Origin of the sequence: Pyxidicoccus xibeiensis (assembly GCF_024198175.1) — a bacterium.
Classification (GTDB): Bacteria; Myxococcota; Myxococcia; order Myxococcales; family Myxococcaceae; genus Myxococcus; species Myxococcus xibeiensis.
In genome coordinates this window covers 1-5,976 of sequence record NZ_JAJVKV010000039.1, presented here as the reverse complement: position 1 = coordinate 5,976, position 5,976 = coordinate 1, and the positions used below count along the sequence as shown (strand labels likewise).

The following is a 5,976-nucleotide window of genomic DNA, read 5'->3' as shown; positions in this document are numbered from 1 at the left end:
CGGTGGGGGACTCGAAGAGGGCTCGCAGGGGCAGCGTTGCACCCAGCGCGGCCTGCAGGCGCGAGACGACCTGGGTGGCCAGCAGCGAGTGGCCGCCCAGCTCGAAGAAGCTGTCGGTGGCTCCCACCCGGCCCACGCCGAGCACCTGGGCGAAGAGGCCGGCCAGCTGCTCCTCGGTCTGCGTCCTGGGCGCGACGTACTGGCGCGCGGGGGCCGTCTGCTCCGGAGCGGGCAGGGCCTTGCGGTCCACCTTGCCGTTGGGCGTCAGGGGGAAGGCGTCCAGCGCCATGACGAGCGAGGGCACCATGTGCTCGGGCAGGTGTTCGCGCAGGAAGCCGCGCAGGGCCGTGGTGTCCACCGCCATGCTGGAGGAGGGCACCACGTAGGCCACCAGGCGCCCGTCGCCGGAGGCGTCCCGGTGGACGCTGGCCACCGCCTGCTGGACGGACGGGTGGCGCGAAAGCACCGCCTCGACTTCGCCCAGCTCGATTCGGAAGCCGCGCACCTTCACCTGGAAGTCGGTGCGGCCCAGGAAGTCCAGCGTGCCGTCGGCACGCCACCGCGCCAGGTCGCCGGTGCGGTACATGCGCGCGCCCACCACGCCCGAGAAGGCGTCGGGCACGAAGCGCTCCGCCGTCAGGTCGGAGCGGCCGAGGTAGCCACGCACCACGCCGTCTCCGGCGATGAACAGCTCTCCGGGGGCGCTCGTGGGCACCGGCTGTCCCGACGCGTCCAGCACGTACAGCCGCGTATTGGCGATGGGCGCGCCGATGGAGATGGTGGCGGCGTGCGCGTCGCTGTTGCCCACGGAGTGGGTGGAGGACCAGACGGTGGTCTCCGTCGGGCCGTACATGTTGGTGAGGGTGGCGGAGGGCAGCGCGGCGCGCAGCTGCGCGGCCAGAGGGCCGGCCAGCGCTTCACCACCGACGAGCAGGTGGCGCAGCGAGCCGAGGGCCGGCACCGACTCCGGTGAGAGCACCATGCCCCGGGCGAAGGCGGGCGTGCACTGCAGGTGCGTCACCGCATGGCGGCGCAGCACCTCGGACAGAGGAAGGGCCTTGCCCTCGCGGGTGGCGGCGCGCTCGTCGTGCAGCACCACGTGGTAGCCACGCGCCAGCGTCCACAGCAGCTCCAGCACGGAGATGTCGAAGGAGATGCTGGTGACGGCCAGCCACGTGCCGGGCGTGGACGTGCCCAGCAGCGTGTCCATGGCGCCAAAGAAGTTGGCCGCCGTGCGGTGCGGCACCATGACGCCCTTGGGACGTCCCGTGCTTCCCGACGTGTAGATGACGTAGGCGAGGTGGTCGGCCTGCGCGGCCCCGGGGGCGCGGGCTTCCTCACCCGTCACTTCGTCGATGAGCAGCACCTGCACGCCCGTGGTGGGCAGGGTGCCCAGCAGCTGGCGTGAGGTGAGGAGGACGGACGCTCCCGAGTCCAGGAGCATCCACGCCAGGCGCTCGGCGGGGTAGTCCGGGTCCAGCGGGAGGTAGGCGCCGCCCGCGTGGAGGATGGCCAGCATGCCGGCCACCATGTCTGCCGAGCGCTCCAGCGAGAGGCCCACGGGCGCGTCCGGACGCACGCCGAGCTGCTGGAGGCGCGCGGACAGGCGGAGCACGCGCTGGTGCAACTGGCGGTAGGTGAGCTGCTCGTCGCCGAAGGAGAGGGCGGTGGCGTCCGGAGTCCGGGCGACCTGCGCCTCGAACTGCTGATGCAGGCAGGCCGAGTCGTAGGTGCGTCCCGTGTCATTCCACGCGCGCAGCACCTGCTGCCGCTCGTCTCCGGTCAGCAGGGAGACGGTGCCCAGGCGCTGCTCGGGCCGGGCCAGCAGCGCTTCCAGGGCCACGGCCCAGTGGCGCAGCAGGCGCTCGGGGGCGGCGGCCTCGAAGCGGGCCGCGTCGAAGAGCAGCCGCAGCTCCAGCGCGGCGCCGGGGATGACGTACGCCTCCAGCGCCGTGTCCGCCTGCTCCATGGCGCTGAAGTCGCGGATGCCCAGCTCCGCGCCCGCCGAGTCCACCGCCGCGTCGACGGGGTAGTTCTCCACGATGAAGAGCGACTCGAAGAGCGGCGTGCCTCGGGGCACGTCACTCCAGCCCTGCAGCCGCACCAGCGGCGTGTGCTCGTACTGGCGCAGCTCCGACTGCTGCTCCTGCAGCCGCTTCATCCACGCCAGCACCGGCGCGTCCTCATCCACCTGGATGCGCACCGGCAGCGTGTTGATGAAGAGGCCCAGCGCCCGGTCGATGCCGGGCAGCGCGGCGGAGCGGCCCGAGCCGGTGGCGCCGAAGAGGATGTCCCGCTCACCGGTGCTGCGCGAGAGCACCAGGGCCCAGGCGGCCTGCACCACGGAGTTGAGCGTCAGCCCGTGCTGGCGGATGAAGCCCTGCAGCGCGGTGGTGACGTCCGGGCTCAGGTGGGCGCGCAGGTGCTTGCGCTGGAGCGCGGCCCCGGGCGACTTCGGCAGCGCGCCGGGCAGCGGCGTGGGCGCGGTGAAGCCACGCAGCGCCTTGCGCCAGAAGGACTCGGCCGCGTCCAGGGGCTGCTGCCGCAGCCAGGCGATGTGCTCGCGGAAGGCGGGCGCGTCCGTGCGGGCCGAGGGCAGCCGGCCAGCGCGCACCGACTCGTAGGTGGTGAAGAGCTCCTGGAAGAGCAGGCCGAGGCTCCAGCCGTCCAGCACCAGGTGGTGCAGCGTCCAGATGACGCGGTAGGCGCGCTCGTCCAGGCGCACCACCGTCAGGCGCAGCAGCGGCGGGGTGCGCAGGTCGAAGCCGCGCGCGCGGTCCTCGTCCAGCAGGGCCTGGAAGCGGGACTGCTGCTCGGCCTCGGGGACGGCTCGCCAGTCGAGCGCGCTCCAGGGCAGCGTCGCGCTGGCGTGCACCTGCTGCAGCGGCTCCTTCACGCCCTCGGCGAGGAAGGCGGTGCGCAGCATGGGCTGGCGCTGGATGACGACTTCCCACGTGCGGCGGAAGGCCGCGAGGTCCACCGTGCCGCCGAAGGTCCACGTCAGCTGCGTGACGTAGACGCCCGAGGCGGGCGCCAGCAGCGTGTGGAAGAGCATGCCCTGCTGCAGCGGCGAGAGCGGATAGAGGTCCTCCACCGGCGTGCCCGCGGGCAGCAGCCGGTCCAGCGTGGCCTGCTCCAGCCGGGCCAGCGGGAAGTCCGTCGGCGTGTAGCGGAACGCATCCTCGGTGGCGCGGGTGGAGATGAGGGCCCGCAGGGCGCCCAGGAAGCGGTCGGCGAGGGACTGGATGGTCTCCGCCCGGTGCGCCGCCTGGCTGTACGTCCACGTCAGCGTCAGCTTGCCCTCGAAGACGTAGCCGTTGACCTCCAGCAGGTGCGAGAGCGGCGCCTCCGGAGCGCGCAGCGCGCCCAGGGGCTCGCGCGTGGCGCTGAAGGGCAGCTCCACGTCGCCCGACGGCGCCTGGTTGAACTGGCCCAGGTAGTTGAAGAGCACCTGCGCCCGGGGCAGGGCGTGGAGGGCCTTTGCCTGTTCCCCTTCCGTCAGGTGGCGCAGCAGGCCGTAGCCCAGGCCGCGCCGGGGCAGGTGGCGCAGCGTGTCTCGCACCGTGCGCAGCCGGTCTCCCAGGCTGGAGCCACCCGAGACGTCCAGCGTCACGGGGTAGAGCGTGGTGAGCCAGCCCACCGTGCGCGACAGGTCCACGTCGTCGAAGAGCGCTTCGCGGCCGTGGCCTTCCAGCTCCACGCGCAGCTTCGACTGTCCCGTCCACTGCGTGAGGCTCTCGGCCAGCGCCGTCAGCAGCACGTCGTTGATGTGAGCGCGCCACGCGGCGGGCGTCTCCTGCAGCAGCAGGCGCGTCTCCTCCACGTCGAGGGAGACTTCCACCACGCGCGAGGAGGCCACGGACGTCTCACCGCCGGGCCCATCCACGGGCAGGGCGGGCACGGGGACCTGGCCCTGCTCCAGCCAGTAGGGCAGCTCGCTGGCGACGTCCTCGGCATTCGCGAAGGTGGCCAGGCGCGAGGCCCACGTCTTGAGGGAGGTGGACTTGGGCGGCAGGGCCACGGGACGGCCCTGGCTCAGCTGCACGTAGGCAGTGCCGAGGTCTTCCAGCAACGTGCGCCACGAGACGCCGTCCACCGCGAGGTGGTGCACGGCCAGCAGCAGCTTCTGCTCGCGCTCGGGACCGAAGTCGAAGAGGGCGGCGCGCAGCAGCAGGCCTTCGTCCAGCTCCAGGCTGGCGTGCAGCCTCGTGGCTTCGGCTTCCAGCGCCTTGGGCTGCTCGGCCTCGGGCGTCGAGGAGAGATTCACTCGCTCCAGACGCACGGGGGCCTCGAGGCCCGCGAGGTGCTGCTGCCAGGTGCCGTCCTGCTGGCGCGTGAAGCGCAGCCGGAGCGCGTCGTGGTGCGCGAGGACGGCCTGCAGCGCCTTCTCCAGGCTCGCGACGTCCACCTTCTCGCTCGCGGCCAGCAGGAAGGCCTGGTTGAAGTGGTGAGGCTGGGGAAGGTTGCGCTCGAAGAAGTCGCGCTGGATGGGCGTCAGCGTCACCTCGCCCAGCACCAGGCCCTGCTCGGCCTGCAGCGTGCCCTGCTGCTTCGCCACGCGGGCCAGGGCTTCCAGCGTCTGGTGCTGGAAGAGCTGGTTGGCCGCCAGGTGCAGCCCGGCCTGACGCGCGCGAGAGACGACCTGGATGGCGAGGATGGAGTCGCCGCCCAGCTCGAAGAAGTTGTCGTGCAGGCTGATGCGGGGCACGCCCAGCAGCTGCGCCCAGATGGCGGCCAGCGCCTTCTCCCGCGGCGTGCGTGGCTCGACGTAGTCGCCGGCCTCGCGGGGCTTCGCGTCCGGAGCGGGGAGGGCCTTGCGGTCCACCTTGCCGCTGGGAGACAGCGGGAGGGCGGGCAGCACCACGAAGGCCGAGGGCACCATGAACTCGGGCAGCCGCTCCGCCAGCGAGGAACGCAGGGCCTTGGTGTCCAGCTCGACGGACGCGGCGGACGCCTGCGCGACGCCCGCGTGAGGGGCCGGCGCGGTAGAAGTGGCGGGCGCCTGCGCGACGCTCGCGGCCTGGGCCTCCGACTCGGCGGAAGCGGTGGGCACGAGGTAGGCCACGAGCCGGGCACCACCGGGGCCGTCCTCGCGCACCACCACCACGGTGTCGGCCACGCCCGGGGACGAGCGGAGCGCGGCTTCGATTTCGCCCAGCTCGATGCGGAAGCCGCGCAGCTTCACCTGGAAGTCGGCGCGGCCCAGGTACTCCACCGTGCCATCAGGCAGCCAGCGTGCGAGGTCTCCGGTGCGGTAGAGGCGCGCGCCGGGCGTGTCGCTGAAGGCGTCTGGGATGAAGCGCTCAGCGGTCAGCTGGGGCCGGTTCCAGTAGCCGCGGCCCACCTGGATGCCGCCGATGAAGAGCTCGCCGGAGACGCCCACGGGCGTCGGCTGGCCGCGCGAGTCGAGGATGTGGATGCGGGTATTGGCGACGGGGCGGCCGATGGGGACGCTGCGCAGCACTTCGCCGCGCGGGCATTCCCAGTACGTGACGTCGACGGCGGCCTCGGTGGGGCCGTAGAGGTTGTGGACCGAGGCTACCGGCAGCCGAGCGTGGGCCTTGTTGACGAGGTCAGCGGGCAGGGCTTCGCCGCTGCAGACGACGCGGCGCAGGTCCTTCAGTCCTTCCAGGCCCGGCTCCTCGACGAAGGCGCGGAGCATGGAGGGGACGAAGTGGGCGGTGGTGACGCGCTCGTCGGCCATGAGGCGCACGAGGTACGTCGGGTCCTGGTGACCGCCAGGACGGGCGAGCACCATGCGAGCGCCCGTCATGAGAGGCCAGAAGAACTCCCAGACGGAGACGTCGAAGCTGAAGGGCGTCTTCTGGAGCACCGTGTCGGCCGACGTCAGGCCGTACTGCTGCTGCATCCAGAGGAGGCGATTGACGACGCCCTGGTGGGCATTCATCGCGCCCTTGGGGCGGCCGGTGGAGCCGGAGGTGAAGATGACGTAGGCCAGGGCCTCGGGGCCGGCCA

Annotated in this window: 1 protein-coding gene; it reads right to left on the bottom strand. The window is 72.4% G+C overall.

The window, feature by feature from the left end; all coding sequences use genetic code 11:
* On the bottom strand, positions 1-5,976 hold a 5,976-nt coding region (locus LXT23_RS49410), incomplete at both ends, for a non-ribosomal peptide synthetase (RefSeq protein WP_253987544.1).